The sequence below is a fragment of the Mycolicibacterium sp. CBM1 genome, assembly GCF_054073305.1.
In genome coordinates this window covers 20,129-43,818 of record NZ_JBSXPP010000009.1, presented here as the reverse complement: position 1 = coordinate 43,818, position 23,690 = coordinate 20,129, and the positions used below count along the sequence as shown (strand labels likewise).

19 protein-coding genes and 1 pseudogene are annotated in these 23,690 nt (G+C 68.4%); 10 read left to right on the top strand and 10 right to left on the bottom strand.

Annotation, left to right across the window (positions count from 1 at the left end; genetic code table 11):
• Positions 1 to 36 precede the first annotated feature (36 nt).
• Positions 37 to 3,030 (top strand): trehalose monomycolate exporter MmpL3, encoded by a 2,994-nt coding sequence (locus tag ACXDF8_RS13935; protein ID WP_457223855.1) that lies wholly within the window; start codon positions 37 to 39, stop codon positions 3,028 to 3,030.
• A 22-nt stretch (positions 3,031 to 3,052) separates the two neighbouring features.
• Here the strand turns inward: ACXDF8_RS13935 and ACXDF8_RS13930 are convergent, their stop codons facing one another.
• Positions 3,053 to 4,213, bottom strand: a complete 1,161-nt coding sequence (locus ACXDF8_RS13930) for an AI-2E family transporter (protein ID WP_457223854.1) — start codon at positions 4,211 to 4,213, stop codon at positions 3,053 to 3,055.
• Between the two features lie 411 nt (positions 4,214 to 4,624).
• Positions 4,625 to 5,011 carry a hypothetical protein gene (locus ACXDF8_RS13925; RefSeq protein WP_457223853.1) on the bottom strand — a complete coding sequence of 129 codons (387 nt, stop codon included), beginning with the start codon at positions 5,009 to 5,011 and terminating at the stop codon, positions 4,625 to 4,627.
• Between ACXDF8_RS13925 and ACXDF8_RS13920 the strand changes: the two genes are divergently transcribed.
• The 3 genes from ACXDF8_RS13920 (at position 4,977) to ACXDF8_RS13910 (ending at position 9,498) form a co-directional block, all read left to right on the top strand.
• Positions 4,977 to 7,856: a hypothetical protein gene (locus tag ACXDF8_RS13920; protein ID WP_457223852.1), complete on the top strand. Its 2,880-nt coding sequence runs from the start codon at positions 4,977 to 4,979 to the stop codon at positions 7,854 to 7,856. The genes ACXDF8_RS13925 and ACXDF8_RS13920 overlap by 35 nt on opposite strands.
• Before the next feature lie 80 nt (positions 7,857 to 7,936).
• A complete protein-coding gene (locus ACXDF8_RS13915; RefSeq protein ID WP_457223851.1) occupies positions 7,937 to 9,100 on the top strand; it encodes a lysylphosphatidylglycerol synthase transmembrane domain-containing protein in 1,164 nt (387 codons plus the stop codon).
• 23 nt (positions 9,101 to 9,123) lie between these two features.
• Positions 9,124 to 9,498, top strand: coding sequence for a DUF3054 domain-containing protein (locus tag ACXDF8_RS13910; protein ID WP_457223850.1), 375 nt, complete (start codon positions 9,124 to 9,126; stop codon positions 9,496 to 9,498).
• On the opposite strand, the gene ACXDF8_RS13905 is transcribed toward ACXDF8_RS13910, so the two are convergent.
• From ACXDF8_RS13905 to ACXDF8_RS13890, 4 genes are all read right to left on the bottom strand, one after another.
• Entirely contained in the window at positions 9,495 to 10,832 is a 1,338-nt protein-coding gene (locus ACXDF8_RS13905; RefSeq protein WP_457223849.1) for a sensor histidine kinase, read from the bottom strand. The two genes, ACXDF8_RS13910 and ACXDF8_RS13905, sit on opposite strands and share 4 nt — an antisense overlap.
• Before the next feature lie 7 nt (positions 10,833 to 10,839).
• Positions 10,840 to 11,508, bottom strand: coding sequence for a response regulator transcription factor (locus tag ACXDF8_RS13900; RefSeq protein WP_457223963.1), 669 nt, complete (start codon positions 11,506 to 11,508; stop codon positions 10,840 to 10,842).
• A gap of 57 nt (positions 11,509 to 11,565) precedes the next feature.
• Positions 11,566 to 11,937 carry a heme-binding protein gene (locus ACXDF8_RS13895; protein ID WP_457223848.1) on the bottom strand — a complete coding sequence of 124 codons (372 nt, stop codon included), beginning with the start codon at positions 11,935 to 11,937 and terminating at the stop codon, positions 11,566 to 11,568.
• Between the two features lie 165 nt (positions 11,938 to 12,102).
• Positions 12,103 to 12,636, bottom strand: a complete 534-nt coding sequence (locus ACXDF8_RS13890; RefSeq protein WP_457223847.1) for a hemophore — start codon at positions 12,634 to 12,636, stop codon at positions 12,103 to 12,105.
• 299 nt (positions 12,637 to 12,935) lie between these two features.
• Here ACXDF8_RS13890 and ACXDF8_RS13885 point away from each other — a divergent pair, with 299 nt between their 5' ends.
• The 3 genes from ACXDF8_RS13885 to ACXDF8_RS13875 are packed head-to-tail and all read left to right on the top strand — an operon-like array spanning position 12,936 to position 16,810.
• A complete protein-coding gene (locus ACXDF8_RS13885; RefSeq protein WP_457223846.1) occupies positions 12,936 to 15,881 on the top strand; it encodes an MMPL family transporter in 2,946 nt (981 codons plus the stop codon).
• Positions 15,878 to 16,384, top strand: coding sequence for an XRE family transcriptional regulator (locus ACXDF8_RS13880; protein ID WP_457223845.1), 507 nt, complete (start codon positions 15,878 to 15,880; stop codon positions 16,382 to 16,384). The genes ACXDF8_RS13885 and ACXDF8_RS13880 overlap by 4 nt, the downstream gene beginning before the upstream one ends.
• Positions 16,385 to 16,387: 3 nt before the next feature.
• Positions 16,388 to 16,810: a CoA-binding protein gene (locus tag ACXDF8_RS13875; protein WP_457223844.1), complete on the top strand. Its 423-nt coding sequence runs from the start codon at positions 16,388 to 16,390 to the stop codon at positions 16,808 to 16,810.
• Here the strand turns inward: ACXDF8_RS13875 and ACXDF8_RS13870 are convergent.
• Entirely contained in the window at positions 16,797 to 17,486 is a 690-nt protein-coding gene (locus ACXDF8_RS13870) for a hypothetical protein (protein ID WP_457223843.1), read from the bottom strand. The genes ACXDF8_RS13875 and ACXDF8_RS13870 overlap by 14 nt on opposite strands.
• Positions 17,483 to 18,073, bottom strand: a complete 591-nt coding sequence (locus tag ACXDF8_RS13865) for a YfgM family protein (protein ID WP_457223842.1) — start codon at positions 18,071 to 18,073, stop codon at positions 17,483 to 17,485. Before ACXDF8_RS13865 ends, ACXDF8_RS13870 begins: the two co-directional genes overlap by 4 nt.
• A gap of 106 nt (positions 18,074 to 18,179) precedes the next feature.
• Here ACXDF8_RS13865 and ACXDF8_RS13860 point away from each other — a divergent pair, with 106 nt between their 5' ends.
• The 3 genes and pseudogenes from ACXDF8_RS13860 to ACXDF8_RS13850 all read left to right on the top strand — a co-directional run.
• Positions 18,180 to 20,171, top strand: a complete 1,992-nt coding sequence (locus ACXDF8_RS13860; protein WP_457223841.1) for a M13 family metallopeptidase — start codon at positions 18,180 to 18,182, stop codon at positions 20,169 to 20,171.
• Positions 20,172 to 20,193: 22 nt separating this feature from the next.
• A complete protein-coding gene (locus ACXDF8_RS13855; RefSeq protein WP_457223840.1) occupies positions 20,194 to 20,709 on the top strand; it encodes a nitroreductase family protein in 516 nt (171 codons plus the stop codon).
• Positions 20,710 to 20,738: 29 nt separating this feature from the next.
• A pseudogene (locus ACXDF8_RS13850) lies at positions 20,739 to 21,097 on the top strand (MFS transporter); the annotation flags it as partial.
• Here ACXDF8_RS13850 and ACXDF8_RS13845 read toward each other — a convergent pair.
• The gene (locus ACXDF8_RS13845) at positions 21,094 to 22,527 is read right to left on the bottom strand and encodes an alpha/beta hydrolase (protein WP_457223839.1); all 1,434 of its coding nucleotides are present in this window, start codon (positions 22,525 to 22,527) and stop codon (positions 21,094 to 21,096) included. The pseudogene ACXDF8_RS13850 and the gene ACXDF8_RS13845 sit on opposite strands and share 4 nt — an antisense overlap.
• A gap of 66 nt (positions 22,528 to 22,593) precedes the next feature.
• Complete coding sequence (locus ACXDF8_RS13840) at positions 22,594 to 23,634, bottom strand: L,D-transpeptidase (RefSeq protein WP_457223838.1); 1,041 nt, start codon at positions 23,632 to 23,634, stop codon at positions 22,594 to 22,596.
• Positions 23,635 to 23,690: the final 56 nt, after the last annotated feature.

The window sequence follows — 23,690 nt, the reverse complement described above, 5'->3', positions numbered from 1 at the left end:
ATGCGCAGGTCGCCAAAGATTTAGTTAGGAGCTTACGTGTTCGCCTGGTGGGGTCGCACTGTGTATCGATATCGATACATCGTGATCGCGGTCATGGTCGCGCTGTCCGTCGCCGGTGGAATCTACGGAGCCAGCCTCGGTAAGCACGTCACGCAGAGTGGCTTCTACGACGAAGGCAGCCAATCGGTGAAGGCGTCGCTCATCGCCGACGCCGCATACGGCCGGGATACCTCCGGTCACATCATCGCCATCTACACCGCGCCCGACGGCAAGACCGTCGACGATCCGGCGTTCCAGAAGAAGATCCTGGACAACCTCGCCCAGGTGGAGAAAGACCATCCCGACGAGCTCCTGCGGTCGATCGGCTACTTCAAGAGCCCGCAATTGCTGTCGAACATGGCCGATGCGGACAAGAAGCACGCCTTCATGTCGATCCAGCTCAAGGGCAACGACGACGACACGATCCTGAACAACTACAAGAAGGTCGAGAACGACTTCTTCATCCCCGGGGTCAACGTCAAACTCGCGGGGTTGCAGCCCCTGGCCGCGGAGCTGACCGGAACCATCGGCAAGGACCAGCAGCGCGCTGAGGTGGCAGCCATCCCGCTGGTCGCGGTGCTGCTGTTCTTCGTCTTCGGCGGCGTGGTCGCCGCCAGCCTGCCGGCCATCATCGGCGGCCTGTCCATCCTCGGGGCGCTGGGCATCATGCGGCTCACCGCTTTGGTCACCCCGGTTCACTTCTTCGCCCAGCCGGTCGTGACGCTGATCGGCCTCGGTATCGCCATCGACTACGGCTTGTTCATCGTCAGCCGATTCCGGGAGGAGATCGCCGAGGGGTACGACACCGAAGCGGCGGTCCGCCGCACGATGATGACGTCGGGGCGCACGGTGGTGTTCTCGGCGGTGATCATCGTCGCGTCGTCGTTGCCGCTGCTGCTGTTCCCGCAGGGCTTCTTGAAGTCGATCACCTACGCGATCATCGCCTCGGTGATGCTGGCAGCGATCCTGTCGATCACCGTGCTGGCGGCAATCCTGGGAATCCTCGGCCCCAACGTCGACGCCCTCGGTGTGCGGACACTGCTGCGGGTGCCCTTCCTGCGGAACTGGGGTTTCTCGCGGGCCATCATCGACTGGTTCGCCGAGAAGACCCAGAAGACCAAGACCCGCGAAGAGGTCGAGCACGGGTTCTGGGGCAAGCTGGTCAACCGGGTGATGAAGCGGCCGATCCTGTTCGCCGCGCCGATCGTCATCTTCATGGTCCTGCTGATCGTCCCGCTCGGAAAGCTGGCCCTGGGCGGCATCAGCGAGAAATACCTCCCGCCGGACAATTCGGTGCGCACGGCCCAGGAAGAGTTCGACAAGATCTTCCCCGGCTTCCGCACCGAGCCGATCACGCTGGTCATGAAGAACACCGACGGCCAGCCGGTCACCGACCAGCAGGTCGCGGAGGTTCGCAACAAGGCGATGTCGGTCAGCGGGTTCACCGATCCCGACAACAATCCCGACGCGATGTGGAAGGAACGTCCATACCTGGACGGCGCCTCCAAGGATCCGTCGGTGCGCGTCATCCAGAACGGCCTGGTTGTCCGCAATGACGCGAGCAAGAAGATCGCCGAGCTGAGATCCATCACTCCGCCTCGCGGGGTCACGCTCTACGTGGGCGGCACTCCCGCGCTGGAGCAGGACAGCATCCACAGTCTGTTCGACAAACTCCCGCTGATGGCGGTGCTGCTGATCACCACGACGACGATCCTGATGTTCCTGGCGTTCGGATCGCTGGTGCTGCCCATCAAGGCCGCGTTGATGAGCGCGCTGACTCTCGGCTCGACGATGGGTGTGCTCACCTGGATGTTCGTCGACGGCCACGGCTCCGGGCTGATGAACTACACGCCGCAGCCGTTGATGGCGCCGATGATCGGTCTGATCATCGCGGTGATCTACGGACTGTCCACCGACTACGAGGTGTTCCTGGTTTCTCGCATGGTGGAGGCCCGCGAGCGCGGTATGTCCACCACCGAGGCCATCCGGATCGGCACGGCCACCACCGGCCGGCTGATCACCGCGGCTGCCCTGGTGTTGGCGGTGGTCGCCGGCGCGTTCGTGTTCTCCGACCTGGTGATGATGAAGTATCTGGCGTTCGGCCTGCTCATCGCCCTGTTGCTGGACGCCACCGTCATCCGGATGTTCCTGGTTCCCGCCATCATGAAGATGCTCGGCGACGACTGCTGGTGGGCGCCGCGGTGGATGAAACGGCTGCAGGTCAGGATCGGGCTTGGCGAGACCCACCTGCCCGACGAGCGCAAACGCCCGATCGTGCGCGACGATGCCCTGGTGGGTGCGGGTGCGCCGGTCCCGGCCGCCGATGTCCGCCGGCCCGTCCACGACCCCACCCACCCCGGCTCCGAGGGCCGCGCCCGGCCCCGTGCCGTCGGCCGCGGCGACTACCGGAATCCGCCGCCTGTGCAGGAGCCGCCGTCAGCGTCCGGCACCACCCGGATGCCGGACGCTGCTGCCGAGCCGAACGTCGACGCCCCCACCACCCGGTTCTCGGTGGCCAAAAACGTCGTCAAGAACGCCGTGAGCAGCGCGTCCGCCGCGGCCCGGTCCAGCAGGCCCGCCGAACCGCCGGCTGCGGACCGCGAGATCGAGTCGTGGCTCGGTGAGCTGCGCGGCAAGCCCGGCGGGCCGGAGCGTAGCGACCGGGGAATCGGCACCGGCACTCCCCCGCCGCCGTCGGCCGAGCCCACCCGCGCGATGGCGGCCCCGGATGACGCCACCACAGCGATGCCGGCCATCAAACCTGCCGCTCACGAACAGAACGGCGCCGACGACATTCCGCCGGCGCTGTCCGCCGAGGAGACCAGGGCCATCCCGGTCAGCCGCCCGGAGCAGGGTGACTCCGAGGTGGCCACCGAGAAGCTCAATTCCCGTGGCAAGAAGGACGCCGGCGGCAAGGATGGCGAAGATCGCCCTCGCCGCGGCGGCGGGGTAAGCGCCCAGGATCTGCTGCGCCGGGAGGGGCGGCTCTAGCGTCGCTGAGACCGTGCGCGGGCTACGGCCCGCCGTCGTCCCGCTTGGGTGGGACGACATCGGGCTCGGCGGCGATGACGACGGCGTCGTCGCGTGACTCGAGCTCGGCGGCTTCCGCGGCGGGGTTGTCGGCCGCCAGCACGCGGATCGCGCTGTTGAGGAAGGCGACCAGCGGCACCGCCAGCAGGGCCCCGACGATGCCGGCCAGCACGCCGCCCGTCGAGATCGCCAGCACGATCGCAAGCGGGTGGATCGAGACCGCTCGGCCCATCACCAGCGGCTGCAGGATATGGGCCTCCAGCTGCTGGACGGCGATGATCAGGCCCAGTGTGATCAGCGCGTAGACGAAGCCCTTGGCCAGCAGCGCCACCACCACGGCGACGAATCCACTCAGCACGGCACCGACCAGCGGCACGAAGGCGCCGAGGAAGACCAGCGACGCCAGCGGCAACGCCAGCGGGATACTCATGATCGCCAGGCCAGTGCCGATGCCCACGGCGTCGACCAGAGCCACCAGGAAGGTGGCCCGAACGTAGCCGATCAGCGAACCGAATCCGGCGCGCCCGGCGTCGCGTACTCGGTCGCGGGTGCTCGACGGGATGAGCTTGGTGACGAAGGCGTAGATGTTGCGGCCACCGTGCAGCAGGAAGATCAGCGTGAACAACACCAGCAGGGCGCCGGTGATGATCTCGGTGAGCGTCGCCGCGGTGGACAACGCACCGGTGGTCAGCTTCTCCTGGTTGTCGCGCAGCGCTTTGATGGCGGTGTTGCCGGCGTTGTCGATCTGCTCGCGGCTCAGGTGCGCGGGCCCTTCGATGAGCCACCGGCGCATCGAGTCGATGCTGTGGGTGACCTGTTCGACCAGACCTGGAAGCCCCGAAACAAATTGGCTCACAACGAAAGTCAGAATCCCACCGAAGATCCCGAAGCCGCCGAGCAGTACCAGGGCCACCGCACCGCCGCGCGGCGCGCCACGGCGGTCGAGCCAGTCGACGGCAGGCAGCAGCAGCGCGGCAAGCATGGTGGCCAGCGCCACCGGCACCACGATCAACTCCAGCAGTCGCACGATCCACAACAGCACCGCGATGGCCGCGGCGATCACCAACAGACGCCACGACCACGCCGCGCTCTTGCGCACCAAGGGAACTACCGCATCGTCGTCCGAAACTCGGGTCGCCGGCATGCGGCCCAGCGTAGTGGCAGTTCCTCGATACGCCCCGGCAAACCCGGTTGCCGGGGCCGCGACGGGTCTGAACTGCCGCGACGACCGCCTGCCGGTCGTTGCCATTCCCCTGTCGGAGTGCACTGTCGGCAAAGAGTCGGACAAGAAAATTTGAATTTGCCGAGCCGAAACAACGACTCCCATAGACGACGCCGATAACTCGACTTATAGTCCGTTTTGGCGGTTGGAGACGGGTCCCTGATCGCTCGCATCTGATTCAATTTCGATCCCTAGCGGGGGGAGTGGGTTCATGGCTACTGCTGTGTCAAAAACCGTCCGTCGACGCGCCCAGTATGGCGAAACCGCCAGTCCCGGCGACACCGACCGAACCGGTATGAGGTTGAGCCGCGTCGAGTATGGCATTGGTGCCCTTCATAATTCGCATGCATTGACCTGGCTGGGCGCATCAGCGGTTGCGTTGGGCATCGGCGCTGCACTCGCTTCGATGCCTGCCGCGTCCGCCGACACCACCGGTACCGGCACAGCCAAGGGCCCGTCGGCGTCGAGCAGTTCCTCGGCCAGTGGGCCGTCGCGGGCCACCGGGCATTCGACGTCGACGAAGAAGGGTAAGCGGACGCCATCGTCGACCCCCAGCTCCGCTTCGGCCAGTGCTGCGACCACCGTAGGTACAACGGCCACGACGACAGCAGCTACTTCCAAAAAGAAGTCCTCAACCGTAACCCTGGCCGCCGCTACCGATACGACGATCACGACGCCCACCCCGGTGGCAGCAGCGGTCACCACCACTGCGAAGCTCACGTCGTTCGCTCCCCCGACGCCCGAGAGCATCCTTCGCATTTTCGTCGGCGACGGCACGGCCGCTCACCCCAATGCCGGGTTGCTCGTCGGCAACGGCTACTCCTGGACTGAGGACACCTGCGCGGCGGGCAAGGCGTGCAATGGCGGCAATGCCGGCGTCTTCGGCAACGGCGGAAGCGGATTCAACGGCGGCAACGGCGGCTATGCGGGCTGGTTCGGTGACGGCGGAGCCGGTGGATCCGGTGTGGCGGCGGTCAACAACGGTGCCGGCGGCAACGGCGGACGGGGTGGCCTGATCGCCGGCAACGGTGGTAACGGCGGTGCGGGCGCGACGGTGGTGGCCGGCTCGGCCGGTGGCAGGGGCGGCTCGGCCGGCCTGGCCGGTAATGGTGGCGGCGGTGGCGATGGCGGCACCTCGACCGGTGAGTACAACGGTGGCAACGGCGGCCGTGGCGGCACCGGAGGTCTGTTCCTCGGTGACGGCGGCGACGGCGGCAATGGCGGATCGGCGATCGAGCACGGACTGACCGGCGGCGCGGGCGGCGCCGGCGGTGACACCGGGATCTTCGCGATCTGGAGCACCGTCGGCAATGGTGCCGGCGGCGGGGCCGGCGGGGCCGGCGGGGCGGCCAGCTTTGGTGGCCGCGGTGGCGATGGCGGCAACGGCGGCCTGTTCTCGCCGTTCGCCCTCGGTGGTGATGGCGGTGCCGGCGGCGATAGCCCCCAGAAGACCCAAAACACCATCGATGTGGGCGGTGACGGTGGCAACGGCGGCCGAGGTGGGCTGTGGGCCGGCAGCGGCGGCCACGGTGGTGACGGTGGCGCAGGCGGCGGCACCGGCGGCAATGGCGGCAATGTCGGCATCTTGTCGATCTTCGGCGCAGGCGGGGACGGCGGCGACGGCGGGATCGGCCAGGAGGGCTATGAAGGCATCAACGGTGCGGACCCGAGCAAGAACCCGAACTACAGCGTCGACGGCACCGACGGCTCGTCCGGTGGGATCGGCGGCAAGGGCGGCCGGGGCGGCAACGGCAGTGTGATCATCGGTGCCGGCGGCAGCGGCGGCGCCGGCGGGCCGGGCGGAAACGGCGGGCAAGGAGGTACCGGCTATTCATACGGGCCCAGTGACGTGGGAGAGGCCCTCAACGGCGGCAATGGCGGCAATGGCGGCAGCGGCGGCGCCGGTGGGGCAGTTGGCGGCGCCGGTGGCACCGGCCGAGTCCTGTTCTTGTTCTCCGCCAACGGCAAGGACGGCGTAAGCGGGCGGGGTGGAAACGGCGGCAAGGGCGGCGACGGCGGCAACGGACTCAGCTCGCTTGACCTGACCGCGGGTGGCAACGGCGGCAGGGGCGGCAACGGTGGCTCCGGCGCAGTCGGCGGACTCGGGGCCAGCGGCGGAGCCGGCGGAGCCGGCGGCTACGGCGGCGACGCTTCCGCCGGCACGAACCGGGGCGGAGCCGGCGGCGACGGCGGCAACGGCGGGCTCGGCGGCAACGGCGGCGTCGGCGGTGCTGGCGGCACCGGCGGCTCAGGCAGCGCCGGAGGAGCGGGCGGCGGCAGTCTTACCAATCCCGGCAACGGCGGCGACGGCGGCAACGGTGGCAACGGCGGCAACGGCAGCAACGGCGCCCGCGCCGGCCTGGGCGGGGACTTCGGCGATGGCGGCGCCGGGGGACCGGGCGACGCCAAAGACGGCCAGCCCGGCGAAGACGGCCAGCGTGGCCAAAACGGCTCCACGACCAACGCCGTCGCATCCGCAACCGCCGCGCGCGCGTATGCCTTGCCGACGTCTCCGCAAGCCGTGCTGGAGGAGATCGGGCGCCAAATCGCCTACCTCTTCTTCAACCGGGAACCGAGTCTGACCTTCGCCGTCGGCGGCCAGGATGGACCGTCGAAACAGATCACGGTCGTCGCAAACGGTTACAGCAACAACGGCTACGACGTGACCTACACCATCACGAAGCAGCCGGAGTACGGCACCGTCGTCGCAGGGGATGAACCCGGCACGTTTATTTACACGCCGAAGGACGTGTTGATCGAACCCGGTGTCAAGGACTCGTTCACTGTCGCCGTCAACAACGGAACCCAGGCTAAGCTGCCCGGAATCGCGGGCGTCGTGCAGCACGTGCTGCACACGCTGGCCATCATGATCGGCTCGGCCAAACCGGACACCTACGCGGAACCGGTCGACGTGATCGTGTCGGGCACCGGAATCTACGGCGACGCCCAAACGGCCAGCGCGTATTGGGTGAGTCAGAGCTACTCCAACTGCCAACTGCAGGCGGCCGCCTCGGCGACATACCAGGCGCTCGGTGAGGAGCCACCGGCGAATGCCGAACAGATCTGGGTCGACTTGGCCAAAGCGACCGACAGCGTGGAACGCCCCGGCGACAAGATGTACCTCAACGAGAACACCGAGGAAGCCATCGGGCTCGAAGACGCGATCGCGCTGATGAAGGACAAGTTCAACGTGAACGTGGCGACGACCAACTTCGACCAAACCCAGCAGGGAGGCGAAGACGCGCTCGCCGCCTTGCAGTTCGCGCTGGCCGAGGGCAAATCAGTCATGGTGTCCTACCCCGTCGCCACCGTATGGACCGCGGTGACCGATTTCACGCCCACGCCGGGCAAAGACACCATCTACAAGTCCGACCACGCCGTAACCGTCACCGAGGTCGACATGGTGCACAGCGTGGTCTACGTCAACGACAGCTCCATGACCGACCACGGCGTGTCTGTCGGCAAGGCCAAGGCCATCCCGATCGGAGCCTTCCTGTCCGGTTGGCAGGCCTCGGGGTACGACCTGACCACAGTGTGGGCGAAGACCCCGACGACGACCACCTAGTCCTAGTCGACCCAAACGCACGCCCGACATCCCGCGACGGACGCCGTCGCGGGATGTCGTGCACCGTTACCCTGAACGGCGTGTCCCACGACGCGCCGGTCGACGCCGCCCGCGAGGAACACGGACCCCCGTCACGCGGGAAGTACTGGTGGGTCCGCTGGGCTCTGCTCTCCGTCGCGTTCGCGGTGCTCGCCATCGAGGCCACCCTGGTCTGGGATCAGCTGGCCAAAGCCTGGCTGAGTCTGGTGACGGCCAACGTGTGGTGGGTGCTGGCCGCTGTCGCTGCCGCCATGCTGTCCATGCACAGCTTCGCCCAAATCCAGCGCACCCTGCTTCGTTCGGCGGGCGTGGTCGTCCACCAGTGGCGCTCGGAGGCCGCGTTCTACGCCGGCAACGCCCTGAGTACCACGATGCCCGGCGGCCCGGTGCTCTCGGCCACCTTCGTCTACCGCCAGCAGCGCAGCTGGGGCGCCTCGCCGGTTGTCGCGTCCTGGCAGTTGGTCATGTCGGGCGCGCTGCAGGTGGTGGGTCTGGCGCTGCTCGGCCTCGGTGGCGCATTTCTGTTGGGCGCCAAGAACAATCCGTTCTCACTGCTGTTCACCCTCGGCGGCTTCGTCGCTCTGCTGCTACTCGCCCAGGCGGTGGCCACCCGTCCCGAACTGATCGACGGTATCGGTGTCAAGGTGTTGGGCTGGGTCAACTCGACCCGGGGCAAGCCGCCGGAGATGGGCCTGCAGCGGTGGCGTGAGACGCTGCGTCAGCTGGAGTCGGTCAGCCTCAACCGGCGCGAACTCGGTGTGGCGTTCAGCTGGTCGTTCTTCAACTGGGTGACCGACGTGGCCTGTCTGGCGTTCGCCGCCTACGCCGCGGGCGGCAAGCCGTCCCTGGCCGGGCTGACCGTCGCCTACGCCGCCGCCCGCGCGGTCGGCTCGATCCCGCTGATGCCCGGTGGGCTGCTGGTGGTGGAGGCGGTGCTGGTGCCCGGCCTGGTCTCCAGCGGCATGTCGCTACCCGACGCGATCTCGGCGATGTTGATCTACCGCCTGGTCAGCTGGATCTTCATCTCCGCGATCGGCTGGGTGGTGTTCTTCTTCATGTTCCGCACCGAGGGCGCCCTCGACCCAGACGCTGTCGTCGAAGAGCTGACCGGCTCCGGCGCCGGCACGATAGACCCCGTCGACACGGCGCTGCAGGGACCGGTGCCACCGCCATGCCCAGCACCGGAGGACGACGGCCGGACCTGAGCCCGCTGTGATTGGATCCCAGCATGGCTGTTCGTACCGAGACCCGGTCCGCGTTGCTGGCACTGGCCGGTGACATCGCTTGCGTCCTGGTGTTCTGCGCGATCGGTCGTCGCAGTCACGCCGAGGGAGTCACGCTGGCCGGCGTCGCCGAGACTGCCTGGCCGTTCCTGTCCGGCGCGCTGCTCGGGTGGCTGATCTCCCGCGGCTGGCGCGCACCGAGCGCCTTGGTCCCGACCGGCGTCACCGTGTGGGTGGCGACCGTCGTGGCCGGAATGGTGTTGCGCAAGGTCAGCTCCCAAGGAGTGGCGGTCAGCTTCATCGTCGTCGCCTCGTTGGTCACCGCCGCATTGCTGCTCGGCTGGCGCGGCATCGCGGCGGCGGTCCGCAAGCGCGGTTAGGGTTGCGCACCAACACCATTGGCGACAGTATCGAACGTCGTCGACACTGTGAGCACGGCCCGCAATCCGCCCAACGGCCCGTCGCACAGTTCGATCTCACCGCCGTGCAGCGCCGCCTGCTGCGCCACCAGCGCGAGCCCCAGACCCGAACCGCCGGGCGTTGCCGTACTGCCACGCGAGAAGCGGCCCAACACCTTTCGGTGCTCGTCGGCAGGTAACCCGCGGCCGTTGTCGTCGACGGTGATGCTCAGCACGGGCTCGCTGCGCCGAGCGGTCAGCATGATGCGGGTCGCGGCTCCGTGGGTGATCGCGTTGCGGACCAGGTTGTCGACCGCCAGCCGTAGACCGGCGGGCCATCCCCACACCGTGCCGGCCTCGTCGGACTCCACGATGATCTCCACCGTCCCCGAGCGCATGTTCTCCCGTGCCACCCGGTCGAGCATCTCGGCGACGTCGATCGGCTCCCGGTCCTCGCTGCGGGCCAGCTGCCCGGAGGCTAACTGGCCGAGCGCGGTGATGATGGCTTCCACCCTGCGCTGCGCCCGCGACAGGTCGGCGACCACTTCGGCGCGTTCGTCGGCCGGCAGGTCGTGGATGCGCAGGGTGTCGAGGTCGGCGCGCATCGCGGTCAGCGGGGTGCGCAGTTCGTGGGCGGCGTTGGCCGCGAAATCCTGTGCTGTCTGAAGGGAATTGGTGGTCGCGGCCTGCGCGTCGGCCAGCCGGCGCAGCATTTCGGCCATCGCCTCGGACAGGTCCTCGGCTTCCCTGGCTCCGTGCACCGGTTCCATCCGGTTGGTTCCGGTGCCCAGGCTCCGGGTCTGCTCAGTGAGCCGCAGCAGCGGCCGGATGGCCGGTCCGGCCAATATCCAGCCCAACCCGGCCGCCACCAGAACAGCGAGGCAGACGATCAATACGTACAGCGGGATGCGGGCGCGGCTGAGCAGGATGCTGTCGGCGCGGATGCCGATGGACATGAGAATCCCACCGGACTGGTCGACGGGCACCGTGCGCACCCGGTAGTCACGGCCGTTGACGGTGACGGTGGCGGTGCCGGGAGGCAGCGGTGGCAGCTGGAAGCCGCGCTGGAAGACGACCTGGCCGGTGGAACGCGACCGCCCGGTGGTCAGCACTCCGCGGCCGGGATCCTGCAGCTGCTCGGGATACATGCTGGCGTCGACGATCGAGTCGAGCCGCCGATCCAGTTGCGCGTCGTCGTTATTCGCCAGCACGATCGAGGTCAGACCCGCCAGCAGGGCCACGACGATGGCGGCCGCCAGTGCGGCGGCCACCGCGACGCGCACGCGTAGCGACAGGCTCCGGCCGGGCCAGCTCACGACCGGCTCACGGCTCCGCCCGCAACACGTAGCCGATCCCGCGCACGGTGTGGATGACCCGCGGCACACCTTCGCGCTCCAGTTTGCGCCGCAGATAGCTGATGAACACATCGGCGACGTTGGTGTCCACGTCGAAGTCGTAGCCCCACACCAACTCCAGGAGGCGCTGCCGGGACAGCACCACACCGGAGTTCTCGGCCAGCACCGCCAGCAGGTCGAACTCCCGCTTGGTCAGCTCCACCCGGTCGCCATTGACAAAGACCAGCCGGCGCGCGGTGTCGATGGTGAGCGGTCCGATGCTGACCGCGTCGGAACCCTCGTGCGAGTGCACCGCCCGGCGCAGCAGGGCGTGCAAACGCGCCACCAGTTCACCCAAGTCGAACGGCTTGGTCAGATAATCATCGGCCCCGGCTTCCAGCCCGGCGATACGGTCGTTGACCGTATCGCGGGCCGAGAGCACGCAGATCGGAATGTCGTTGCCCAGCGCGCGCAGGGCGGTCACCACCGCCACACCGTCGAGCTCGGGCATCTGGACGTCGAGAACGAGAGCGTCGTGGTTCTCCGTCGCCAACAGCCGCAGCGCTTCCTTACCGGTCGCCGCCACCCGGACGTCGAACCCGGAATGCCGCAAACCGCGTGCGACAGATGTCCGGACGTCCGGGTCGTCGTCGACCATCAGGACGGTGCGGCCAGCGCCTTCCTGCGCGGGCTGCTGTCCTACCCGCACCGGGGCTTAGGACGGCGGCAGATCGGGGCTACCGCCGCAGCGGTTCTTCAGGTCGACCAGCGGCTGCCGGATGCCCTGCAGATCCGCCTTCACCGACGGGTTGTAGTCCAGGTACTGCTTCACCTCGGTGCGGATGGTGTCACGGGGCGCACCTTCCAGACCGGTGAAGAATGCGTTGACGTCCGGGTGCGTGAACAGATACGCCGATGTCGCGGCGGACACACCTGCGGCCACCCCGGCGAGGTCGGCGGCGGTGCAGTTCGGCGGCGGATCGGCCAGAGCGACAGGGGCCGCACCAACCAGGATCGCGCCGGCGACAGCGCCCGTGCCGATCGCTCCGACGACCGCGCGACGGGCCTGACGGGCATTAAGCAACATGCTCGGACTCCTTAAGCGTAGGGAGAAGCCAGGTCAATAACCATTACTGACAGGGGAAAGCTAAGCAGAATTGCCGCGGACTTTCGCGCCTTGAGCTTAACCAATCGTAAGAATGTTCCGAAGCAGCTGGTCAGGCCCCAGCACGGCCATCCCTGGCGGCCGGGATCAACGGGTGCTGTAGGTGCCCGGCCCAGGCAACGGACCGCTACCGACGGGCACCTGGCTGCCGGCAACCTGCTGCGCGGCGGCGACGCCCGGTGCCGCGCCCGCGGTCGTGGGCAACCCGCCGGATTGCGCGGACTGCAGCAGACCCAACAGCTGCGGCAGGCTCACCGGAAGCTTGCACTGGGTGGACAGGCCGGCCAGCGGCAGTTGTATCGCCTGCAGATCCTTGCCCGCCTGGGGGTTGGCGTCGAAATAGGTTTTGAGCGCGGCCACCGACTGCGGGCCGGCCTGCTGCTGGGAGATCGTCGTCAACGCCTGGTTGGTCTGCGGATGCGCGTCCAGATAGGTGCCGGTGTTGGTGGCGACGGTGCCGATGGTCTTGGCGATCTGGCTCGCCGCGCATGGATCGGGAGCGGCGACGGCCGTCGACGGCGTCGGGGCGAGCGCCGCGGCACCTCCGGCGGCGGTGACGGCGAGCACACCGCACAGCGCGCGGCGCACACCGGCTGCGGTCGACAACGTGGGCCAGGACATGGGGTTTCCTCCAGGTTCGCTCACAGCGCTGCGCGACAGCGTCGCTGCGGCACGGCTTCGGTCCCCGACCCGGTAGATAGCCGCTGCACATCCTGCCATCGACGACGGTGCCGCTGCCACTTGTGCGACCTCCGGCCGGCGGCCCGCACCCGGTGGCGCCGACGGGTGAATCGCGCCAGTTGCGATGGTCTCGATCGCGCTAAGACGCCGGTCGCGACAGGTCGCCGCTTAGGCTTCTGCGGTACGCTCGCAGCCACGCAATCCGGGGAGAATGCGGGGAGATCGCCATCCAGCAGTTCATGATGCGTCTGAGCAGCAACCTGCGCAGATTCCGCTGGCTGGTCTTCCTGGTCTGGCTGCTGGCCCTCGTGCCGGCCGTCTATTTGGCCCTCACCCAGTCCGACCACCTCACCGGTGGCGGCTTCGACGTGGCCGGCTCCCAGTCGCTGCACGTGCAGTACCAGCTCGAAGATCATTTTCCCGAACAGGGCGCCTCACCGCTGGCGCTGGTCGCGGCTCCGCGCGCGGACGCCAGCTATCAGGACATGAACACCGCTGTCGCTCAGCTGGAGCAGGCGGCCAAGCAGGTCCCGAGTGTGGTGGTGGTACCCAACGACGCGCAGCCCGCGCCGGCTCCTGACCGACCTTATGTGGTGTCGCTGCGACTGGACTTCAACAACAGCGGCGCGGTGGACGTGGCCCGTCAGCTGCGGCAGAAGATCGGTGTGCAGGGCGACCAGCCCGGCCAGATCGAGAACGGCCGGGTGCGGCTCTACGTGATCGGCCAGGGTGCGCTCGGCGCGGCGGCCCAGACGAGCACCAAACACGACATCGCCGAGGCCGAGCGCTGGAACCTTCCGATCGTCCTGATCGTGCTGCTCGCGGTGTTCGGCTCGCTGGCCGCTGCCACCGTGCCGCTCGTGCTGGGGCTGTGCACGGTCGTGGTCACCATGGGCGTGGTCTATCTGTTGTCGACGGTCACCGCGATGTCGGTGTTCGTGACGTCGACGGTGTCGATGTTCGGCATCGCGCTCGCGGTGGATTATTCGTTGTTCATCCTCATGCGGTTCCGTGAGGAGTTGCGCGCCGGGCGCGACCCCCAGCAGGCGGTCGACGCCGCGATGGCCACCTCGGGTCTGGCGGTGTTGCTGTCCGGCCTGACGGTGATCGCGTCGCTGACCGGCATCTACCTGATCAACACCCCGGTGCTGCGGTCGATGGCCACCGGCGCGATCCTCGCGGTGGCCATCGCCGTCCTGACGTCGACGACGTTGACGCCGGCAGTGCTGGCCAGGTTCGGCCGGCCGGTGGCTAAGCGCTCGCCGCTGCTGCAGTGGTCGCGGCGCGGCGAGGCCACCCAGTCCAGGTTCTGGACGCGTTGGGTCGGTGAGGTCATGCGCCGGCCCTGGCTGTCGGCGCTGGGCGCGACGACGGTGCTGCTGTTGATGGCCGCGCCCGCATTCTCGATGGTCCTCGGCAACAGCATGCAACGACAGTTCCCGTCCTCCCACGAAATCCGTGGTGGTGTCGCCGCGGCCGCCGAGGCGCTGGGCCCCGGGGCGCTGGGACCGGTCCGCGTGTTGGTGACGTTCCCCGGCGGTGGTGCGTCGGAGCCGAAGAACGCACCCGCCCTGGACGCGATCAGCGCCGAGATGTCGAAGGCGCCCAACATCGTCACGGTGTCCAAGCCGGCGTTCGGCAACGACAACAACACCGCGCTGATCTCGGCAGTGCTCTCGGTGGATCCCGAGGACATCGGGGCGCGCAACACCATCGACTGGATGCGCGCGAACCTGTCCAAGCTGCCGGCGGCCGCCGGCGCGCAGGTCGATGTCGGCGGCCCGACCGCGCTGATCAAGGATTTCGACGACCGCGTCGGACAGACCCAGCCGCTGGTGTTCGTCTTCGTCGCGCTGATCGCCTTCGTCATGCTGCTGATCTCGGTGCGTTCGGTGTTCCTGGCGTTCAAGGGCGTGCTGATGACAGTGCTGTCCGTCGCTGCCGCCTACGGCAGTCTGGTGATGGTCTTCCAGTGGGGCTGGCTGGAGGGGCTCGGGATCGCGCCCATCACGTCGATCGACAGCACCATCCCGCCGCTGGTGCTGGCGATGACCTTCGGCCTGTCGATGGACTACGAAATCTTTCTGCTCACCCGGATCCGGGAGCGCTACCTACAGGCCGGTGACACCCGCGACGCGGTCGCCTACGGGGTGGCGACCAGCGCCCGCACCATCACCAGCGCCGCGCTGATCATGATCGCGGTGTTCACCGGCTTTGCCTTCGCCGGTATGCCGCTGGTCGCCGAGCTCGGGGTGGCCTGCGCGGTGGCGATCGCTGTCGACGCGACGGTCGTCCGGCTGGTGTTGGTGCCGGCCCTGATGGCGATGTTCGACCAGTGGAACTGGTGGCTGCCGGCCTGGCTGGCGCGTGTCCTGCCGTCGGTCGACTTCGAGAAGCCGCTGCCCAAGGTGGACCTGGGCGACCTGGTGGTGATCCCCGACGACATCTCGGCGCTAGTGCCACCGACCGCGGATCTGCGGATGGTCGTCAAGGGCGCGGCACGGCTGAAGGATCTGGCCCCCGACGCGGTCAGCGTGGCCGACCCGCTGGCTTTCACCGGCTGCGGCGAACTTGCCGGCAACGTCAAGGGCAGCGACGACGCCACCACCCAGGGACCGCAGCGGATCTCGGCCGGCGGCACCCAGACCGTCGAACGCCGGCGGTTGCGGGCCTACCGCAGCGCCAGGACGACGCCGCGGCCGATCCACCCCGTGACGATGTGGCGCGGTCGGCTGACGATCGCACTGGACGCGCTGGCCACCCGAGACGACGACGTTCACGCAGGCGTCGAACGGCTCAGCCCGGTGGAGACCACCAACGTGCAGCTGCCGACCGGTGACCGTCTGCAGATTCCGACCTGCGCCGAGACGCTGCGGATGCAGGCCTACCTGATCATGTGCCGCAACACCAGGTCGGACTACGCCGAGTTCGCCGACCTGGTGGATGCGATGGATATCGAGGCCGCTGCGTTGGTACTCGCCGGGATAGACCGGTATTACAGTTCTGGACAACCTAGGCGACAATGGGTGGCGACCCAGCTGGTGCGCCGGCTCGCCGATCCCAATCCGTCCGAGGTCGACGACGATGACGACCGATGGGCTGGAACGCAGGGATCGGCCGATTGGGAGAGGGTCAGGCAGCGTTGCCTTTCGGTGGCGGTGGCGATTCTGGAGGAGGCGAGGTGACGTTGGCAGCGGACCCACGTCGCGACGTCGTACCCGGATCGGGCGACCAGACATTCAGTGACACGCGTCCTGTCGAGTTCTGGCCGACCGCCTCGATCCGCGCGGCGCTGGAAACCGGAGACATCACCATTTGGCAGCGCATCGTCGTCGCCATCAAACGTGACCCCTTCGGCCGCACCGCTCGGCAGGTCGAAGAGGTGCTCGAACACTCACAGCCCTACGGCATCTCCAAGGCGCTCTCGGAAGTCCTGATCCGGGCCCGCAACCACCTCGAGGCCAACGAGCGCGCCGAGGCCGCCCGGCACGTACGGCTGCTGCTGGACCGTTCCGGGCTCGGCGAGCAGGAGTTCGCCTCCCGCATCGGTGTTGCCCCTGCCGATCTGGACAGCTACCTGGACGGATCGGTCAGCCCGCCGGCCTCGCTGATGATCCGGATGCGGCGGCTTTCCGACCGGTTCGCCAAGATGCGAGCCCAGCGCACCGCCGGTGGGAACGGAAGCTGAGCCGTGGGTTCGCCGGATTCGGCTGAGCTGCAACGGATTCTGCGTGAGACCCGCACGGTGGCGGTGGTAGGTGTTTCGAACAATCCGGCCCGGCCCAGCTATGACGTGTATCGCTACCTCGCGCGGTTCAGCCATTACGAACTGTTCCCGGTCAACCCGAACATCGACGATATCGACGGCGCACCGGTCTATCCCAGCCTGGCCGCGCTTCCGGTAGTGCCCGACATGGTGGACGTCTTTCGCCGCCGCGACGATCTCCCCGCCGTGCTGACCGACACCCTCGCCCTGACACCCCACCCGGGATGCTTGTGGCTACAACAGGGGCTGTGGCACGCCGCGGTCGCCGAGCAAGCCGGCGCAGCCGGTGTGCGGGTCGTGATGGACCGCTGCCTGAAGGTGGACTACGCCCGGCTCATCGGGCGTTGATCGGCGCGATCTCGAGCACCATCCACCGGCCGTCCTGCTTGGCCAGGCCGACCCGCAGTGCCAGCACCGCGACGCTGGGCTGTTGACCGGGCTGGGCCTGCGTGCCGCGCATCACCACCGCGACGCTGGCGGCCGACGGGCCGAGCGCCTCCAGCCCGGCCGATATGGTCTGCGCCTGCGCCGTGATGTTCTTCTTCGCCAAATCCGAAGTGGCTCGGCCGAATTCGTTCTTGAATGCGTCGGCGCGGTCGGGTGCCATGAAGGACGCCGCCCGGTCGATCGACGAGGTCGGGGCGGCGGGGGTGAACGTCGCGGTGGCCTCCGCCACCTCGGCGGCGACGGCGACCACCTCGGCCGAGTCGCGGGTGAAGTCGCGGTCGGGTTGGGTCCACCGGGTGTAACCGACGATGACCGCGGCGGCTAGCGCCGCGCTGGCCAGCGCGGCCACCGCCAGCCGCAGGCCGGGTCCGTCGTCGTCGGTGCCCACGGTCACCGAATCGCGGCGGTAGAGAACGAAGTTGACGATCACGCCCTGCACGATGAGCAGGCCCAGCATGGAGGCGACCGAGACCCACCACAGCGGCCAGTCCAGCACCACGCCGATGGCCAGCAACGCCGCGATGGCCGCCAGCGGCGCGGCGATGTCGAAGGCCAGCACCCGGGCCAGATTCCTCATCGCAACGACTCCAGCCGCGAGATCAGCAGCTTGCCGTCCACATCGGAGACGCCCAGGCGCAGGTTCCAGCGCACCGTCGTCGGCTTGCCGCCGGAGTTGTCGCTGACCGAGGTGGCGATGACCAGGACCGTGTCGGTGCGGCGGGCCAGCTCCGGGGCCAGCGTCGGCGGAGTGGGGGGCCGTTGCCCGGACGGCGGGTCCAGATCGTGGTGAGCAGCCTCGAAGGCCACCGCCTCGATGCGGCCGGTGGTCCGCGACTGCAGTGTCCTGACCACCTCGCGGTAGGGCTTGATGGCGGCCTCGAAATCGGAGTTGAGCTCGCCGACGGTGCCGTCGTGCAGCTTGGCAAGGCTGGTGTCGACGTTGTCGACGTTCATGTTGATCAGCACGCCGGTCCAGTCGGCAGCCGCGGACATGGCGCGAGTCTGGTAGGCCCGCTCGTCGGTGGCCGAGCGGTGCGACGACCAGATCAGCCACCCCAGCACCACTGCGATCACCGCGACGACACCGAGGACCGCCGAGCCGACGCCGTATCCGGAGAACACGGCCCCCGGCTTCTCGCCCCGGTCGGCGTCCGTCTGTGGCATGCAGCGAGGTTACCGGGCGGCCCACTGGGGCCCGCCCACCCGCCGGGTACCGATGGCCGCTCACCGTCGCCGACGAGGGCCGCGCGGCTCTGGTAAGGATGGTTGGGTGACGGTAGAAACTCTGCGTTCGGGCCTCGACCTCTCCCACGTCGAGGTCGATATTCGCCCGCAAGACGACCTGTTCGGCTACGTCAACGGCCGCTGGCTGCGCGAGTACGCGATCCCGGCCGACCGGGCCACCGACGGTGCGTTCCGCACGCTCTACGACCGGGCCGAAGAGCAGGTGCGCGAGCTGATCACCGGGGCGGCGCAGTCCGGCGACGCGGGGATCGACTCCGGCGACGAACGGCGCATCGGCGATCTCTACGCCAGTTTCATGGATCAGGCCGCCGTCGAGCGCCGCGGTGTGCAACCGCTGGTCGACGAGCTGGCCCGCATCGACGCCGCGGCGGACCCGGCAGCCCTGGCCGTGGTGCTGGGCGCGCTGCAGAGCACCGGGGTGGGCGGCGGTGTCGGGCTCTACATCGACACCGACTCGAAGAACTCCACGCGCTACCTCGTGCATCTGACCCAGTCGGGCCTGGGCCTGCCCGACGAGTCCTACTATCGCGACGAGCAGCACGCGGCCATCTTGGGGGCCTATCCGGGCCACATCGCCGCGATGTTCGCCCTGGTGCTGGGGGGCACACCCGACGAGCACGCCGAGCGAGCCGGGCGGATCGTGGCCCTGGAGGCCCGGATGGCCGCGGCGCACTGGGATGTCGTCAAGCGCCGCGACGCCGACCTGAGCTATAACCTGCGCGCCTTCGCCGAGCTGCCTGCCGAGGCACCCGGTTTCGACTGGGCCGGCTGGATCGGCGCGCTGGGCAGCACCCCTCAGACGGTGTCGGAACTGGTTGTGCGCCAGCCGGATTACCTGACGGCATTCGCCGAGTTGTGGTCCGGCGCCGACTTCGCCGACTGGCAGGACTGGGCCCGCTGGCGGCTGATCAACGCCCGCGCCGCTTACCTGACCGACGCGGTGGTCGAGGCGAACTTCGACTTCTACGGCCGCACCCTGTCTGGCACCGAGCAGATCCGGGAGCGCTGGAAGCGCGCGGTATCGCTGGTGGAAGGGCTGATGGGCGACGCGGTCGGGCGGCTCTACGTCGAGCGGCACTTCCCACCGGATGCCAAGGCCCGGATGGACGTGCTCGTCGGCAACCTGCGCGAGGCCTACCGGGTCAGCATCAACGACCTGGAGTGGATGACCCCGGCCACCCGCCAGCGCGCGTTGGCCAAGCTCGACAAGTTCACCGCCAAGATCGGCTATCCGGCCAAGTGGCGGGACTACTCGGAGCTGGTGATCGACCGGGACGACCTGTACGGCAACGTCATCCGCGGTGCGCAAGCCGAGTTCAAGCGGGAGATCGCCAAGCTCGGCGGCCCCGTGGACCGCGACGAGTGGTTCATGACGCCGCAGACGGTCAACGCCTACTACAACCCCGGGATGAACGAGATCGTCTTCCCGGCTGCCATCCTGCAGCCGCCGTTCTTCGACGCCGACGCCGACGACGCGGCCAACTACGGCGGCATCGGCGCGGTGATCGGCCACGAGATCGGCCACGGCTTCGACGACCAGGGCGCCAAGTACGACGGCGACGGCAACCTGGTCGACTGGTGGACCGATGCAGACCGCGCCGAGTTCGGCGCTCGGACAAAGCAACTCATCGAGCAATACGACGCCTATGTGCCGCGCGAGCTGGACGGTGACGCCCATGTGAACGGCGCGTTCACCGTCGGTGAGAACATCGGCGACCTGGGCGGGCTGTCCATCGCGCTGCTGGCCTACCGACTGTCGCTGGGCGGCAAGCAGGCACCGGTGATCGACGGCCTCACCGGTGTGCAGCGCGTGCTGATCGGCTGGGCTCAGGTGTGGCGCACCAAATCCCGTTCGGCCGAGGCCCTTCGGCGGCTTGCCACCGATCCGCACTCGCCGCCGGAGTTCCGCTGCAACGGGGTGATCCGCAACATCGACGCGTTCTACGAAGCCTTCGAGGTCGGTCAGGACGACGCCCTCTACCTGGAACCAGACCGCCGCGTGCGGATCTGGAACTGACGCCGGAGCCCGAGGGAGAACCATGGAGGCCTGGGATGCCATCCGCGCGCGACGCAACGTGCGCAGTTACACCGCCGAGCCGCTTCCCGAGGCCGACGTCGACCGGATACTCGAGGCTGGGCGGCGCTCCCCGTCGGCCCGCAACAATCAGCACTGGGACTTTGTCGTCGTCACCGATCATGCTGTGCTGCAGGATCTTTCAACGGTATGGATGGGCGCCGGCCACATCGCTTCGGCACCGGCCGCGATCGCCCTGGTCCTGCCCGAACCGCCCGATGAGCGAAGCAAGCTGATGGACGCCTATGACCTCGGCCAGGCGACGATGGCGATGGCGATCGCAGCGACCGACCTGGGTATCGGCACGGGCCACTCGGCGGTCGGCGACCAGGACCGAGCGCGGGCTGTCCTCGGCGTTCCCGCCGACCATCAGGTGGCCTACCTACTGGGGCTGGGCTATCCCGCCGACCGCCCACTCGCTCCGATCCGCACGCCGAACCGACGGCCCTTCACCGAGGTGGTCCACCGCGGCACCTGGTGACCCAGACACCGGCGGTCACCCCACGGTTCCCGCACCCGCTGCGCACCCCCTACGCCGTGGTCGTTGTGGTGTGCGCCGTCGTCGGGGTAGGCCTGCTGGCGTTGCGCGAGACCCATGCCGGCCGCGGCGGAGATCCGGGACGACTTCTGGTTCGCCGCCCTCGGCGCAATGGCGTCGTGGTCAGTCCTGGGCGTGCTGCTGAGTCTGTCCCGTCGCTGGCAGCCCAGCAGACCCGCCGCAGCGGCGCTGCTCGGCGCGACGTTCGGCCTCGGCTTCGGCGGCCATCCGATGGGCACTGGCCGAGGTGTTCCCGTGGTTCGCCGGGCTGGTCGTGCTGGCCTGCCTGGTCGCCGCCGCGGTGGGTGGGGCCGACCTGCGTCGGGCCTAGCTGTCGGTGGCGCCGGGCGTCTTGATCCGGGTGGCCAGCCAGGGCAGGGCGTCGGAGAACGCCCGCTCGGCGAACTGCCAGGTGTGATAGCTGATGATGCGGTGCACCGAGCAGTCGATCTTCACGGTGTGGGCAACGGAGCACAGGTCGTCGGCCGCACCGGCCTCGTCGGAGTCACGGAACTCGTCGTGCCCGCCGAATCCGAGCGGTGCGTCGGACTGCGGCCGGTGCCCGCCACCGTAGGGCGAGGCGCCGTTGGTGGGTGTCACGGTGTCTTCGAACCATCCCGCGACACCGACATAGGGCCCATGCCGCATCATCACCGTGCGCGGGTCGAACGCGGCCCAGGCCGCGGCGTCGCCGCCGTAGAGCCGGCTGATGGTCTGGTCCTTGGTGCCCGCCGTCGGCCCGTGGTCGCCGGCGATGTCCTCGAAGGTGCTGAACAGATCGGGATGCATGACGGTCAGGTCGACGGCGCAGGTCCCGCCCATCGACCAGCCGACCACCGCCCAGTTCGCCGCCTGGTCGGCGGCACCGAAATTCTTTACGACGTAAGGCCGGACATCCTTGGTCAGATGGTCGGCAGCGTTGCCCCGCGGACCGTTGACGCATTCGGTGTCGTTGTTGAAACTCCCGCCGGAATCGACGAACACGAAGATCGGCGCCTGTCCCCCATGGCTTTTCGCGTAGCTGTCGACCATGGGCTTGGCGTTGCCGGTGCGGATCCAGTCGGCCGGGGTGTTGAACTCGCCGGCGACCATCATGACAACCGGCAGCCGCGGCGGGGTGGGCCCGGCGAACCACGCTGGCGGCAGGTACACGTACTCGCTGCGGTGCTTGAAACCGCTTGCATCCGAAGGTATTTCGACTTCCACCAGCTTGCCGGTGGATTGCTCGGTGTTGCGCAGGCCGGGCAGGTCGGCGGCGTCGACCTGGTCGGGTAGCGGACCGGCCGTCAGCGCGCCCCACGCGGTCTGCACGCTCGGGTAGTAGCCCACCCACTGATTGAGTGCCATCAGCGCCGACAGCGCCGTCAGCGGGATCACCGCCACGGACAGGGCGCGGCGCCACCACGCACTGCCCCGCCAACCGACCACCGCCACCGCCACGGCGGCCACGAAAACGGCTGTCCAGATCCACAATCGGAACGGCGCCGGATCAGACGCCAGGCCTTCGGAGTCGACGAAGACGTGGGCGGCGAGCGCGCCGAGCGCGCCGAGCACCACACATACCGGCAGCCACAGCAGCCGCCAGCGCCTGGTGCGCCAGCCGATGACCGCAAGGAGCGCGAGTACGACCACCACCTCGACCGTCAGCGGTAACCAGCCGCCGAGCAACGAGACACCGTGCTCGTACTCGTGCAAGTCCGGCGCGGGTAGTTGCGGAAGGGGGGTGGGCTCGACCGGCGGCGACGGGGTTGGCGGCACCAATCCATTGTGGGCACTGTTGCTGTGCTTAACCTTTGAGTAACAGACCGCCCAGACCGAATCTTTCGGCTAGGCCAGCTGCCACTGCCAGTCGTCGGCGCCGTCGGGGTTGTTGTAGGTGCCGACGGAGTTCTTCACCACGATCGGGTCTCCGCTGCCGAAGTTGTCGTAGAACCACTTGGCGTTGTCGGGGCTCAGGTTGATGCAGCCGTGGCTGACGTTGCGCTTGCCCTGATCGGCCACCGACCACGGGGCACTATGGACGAAGGCGCCGCTGTTGTCGATGCGCACCGCCCACTGCACCTTGAGCTTGTAGCCCTCCGGCGAGGTGTTGGGCACACCATAGGTCGACGAATCCATGATGATGTCGGGGAACTTCTCCAGCACGTAGTAGGTGCCGTTCTTGGTCTCGTGCTTGCCGTCAGGCTTGCCCATCGAGACCGGGAAGGTCTTCAGCACCGTGCCGTTCTTCGTCACGGTCATCTGGTGGGTCTTGTCGTCGACGGTGGCCACCAGGGCGTCGCCGACCCGGAAGCTGGACTTGGCGCCGCTCGCGTCGATGTTGACGACGGTGTTCGCCGGCCAGAAGCTGTAGGGCCGCCACCGCACCTGGGTGTCGGTGGTCCAGTAGAAGGCGCCGGGGACCGGCGGGACCGAGGAGATGTGGATCGCCGACTCGGCCAGCGGACGGTTGGCGATCGGGCGGGCGAAGTTGATGATGATCGGCTTGGCCACCCCGACCAGCGCGCCGTTGACGGGATTGAACGACGGCGGGGCGAACACCGGGTCACCGGTGTAAGGCAGCGGGTTCTGGCCCTTGACCGGCCCTGCTGCCGCGGCGGCCTGCTGGGCGGCCAGCGGATCGAGCGACGGCGAGACGGCGGGATCGGCGGCCGGGATGCCGGGATCGGGCATGGCCGCCGAGTCCGGCGGGGGAAGCGGCTGATCGGGGGCGGGGAGGACTTCGACCGGTGGTGCGTCGACGACCGCCGGGTCCACCGGCGCCTGGTCGGGATCGGCCCACGCCGAGCCGCTGCCCAGACTGATTCCGGCGGCTAATCCGGCGACGCACAGCGCGGCCGCCACAGCCCCCTTCACCCGCAGCGTCATAACAAACTCCCTCGATACCTACTCCGACCCAGTGTGGCACAGCAACCCGGGCGGAA

Excerpts from the sequence above, each read along its gene's own strand:
- ACXDF8_RS13930 (WP_457223854.1), bottom strand. The coding sequence starts at position 4,213 with ATGCCGGCGACCCGAGTTTCGGACGACGATGCGGTAGTTCCCTTGGTG.
- ACXDF8_RS13910 (WP_457223850.1), top strand. The coding sequence starts at position 9,124 with ATGGCTGTTCGTACCGAGACCCGGTCCGCGTTGCTGGCACTGGCCGGT.
- ACXDF8_RS13900 (WP_457223963.1), bottom strand. The coding sequence starts at position 11,508 with ATGGTCGACGACGACCCGGACGTCCGGACATCTGTCGCACGCGGTTTG.
- ACXDF8_RS13895 (WP_457223848.1), bottom strand. The coding sequence starts at position 11,937 with ATGTTGCTTAATGCCCGTCAGGCCCGTCGCGCGGTCGTCGGAGCGATC.
- ACXDF8_RS13890 (WP_457223847.1), bottom strand. The coding sequence starts at position 12,636 with ATGTCCTGGCCCACGTTGTCGACCGCAGCCGGTGTGCGCCGCGCGCTG.
- ACXDF8_RS13885 (WP_457223846.1), top strand. The coding sequence starts at position 12,936 with ATGATGCGTCTGAGCAGCAACCTGCGCAGATTCCGCTGGCTGGTCTTC.
- ACXDF8_RS13870 (WP_457223843.1), bottom strand. The coding sequence starts at position 17,486 with ATGAGGAATCTGGCCCGGGTGCTGGCCTTCGACATCGCCGCGCCGCTG.
- ACXDF8_RS13865 (WP_457223842.1), bottom strand. The coding sequence starts at position 18,073 with ATGCCACAGACGGACGCCGACCGGGGCGAGAAGCCGGGGGCCGTGTTC.
- ACXDF8_RS13855 (WP_457223840.1), top strand. The coding sequence starts at position 20,194 with ATGGAGGCCTGGGATGCCATCCGCGCGCGACGCAACGTGCGCAGTTAC.
- ACXDF8_RS13840 (WP_457223838.1), bottom strand. The coding sequence starts at position 23,634 with ATGACGCTGCGGGTGAAGGGGGCTGTGGCGGCCGCGCTGTGCGTCGCC.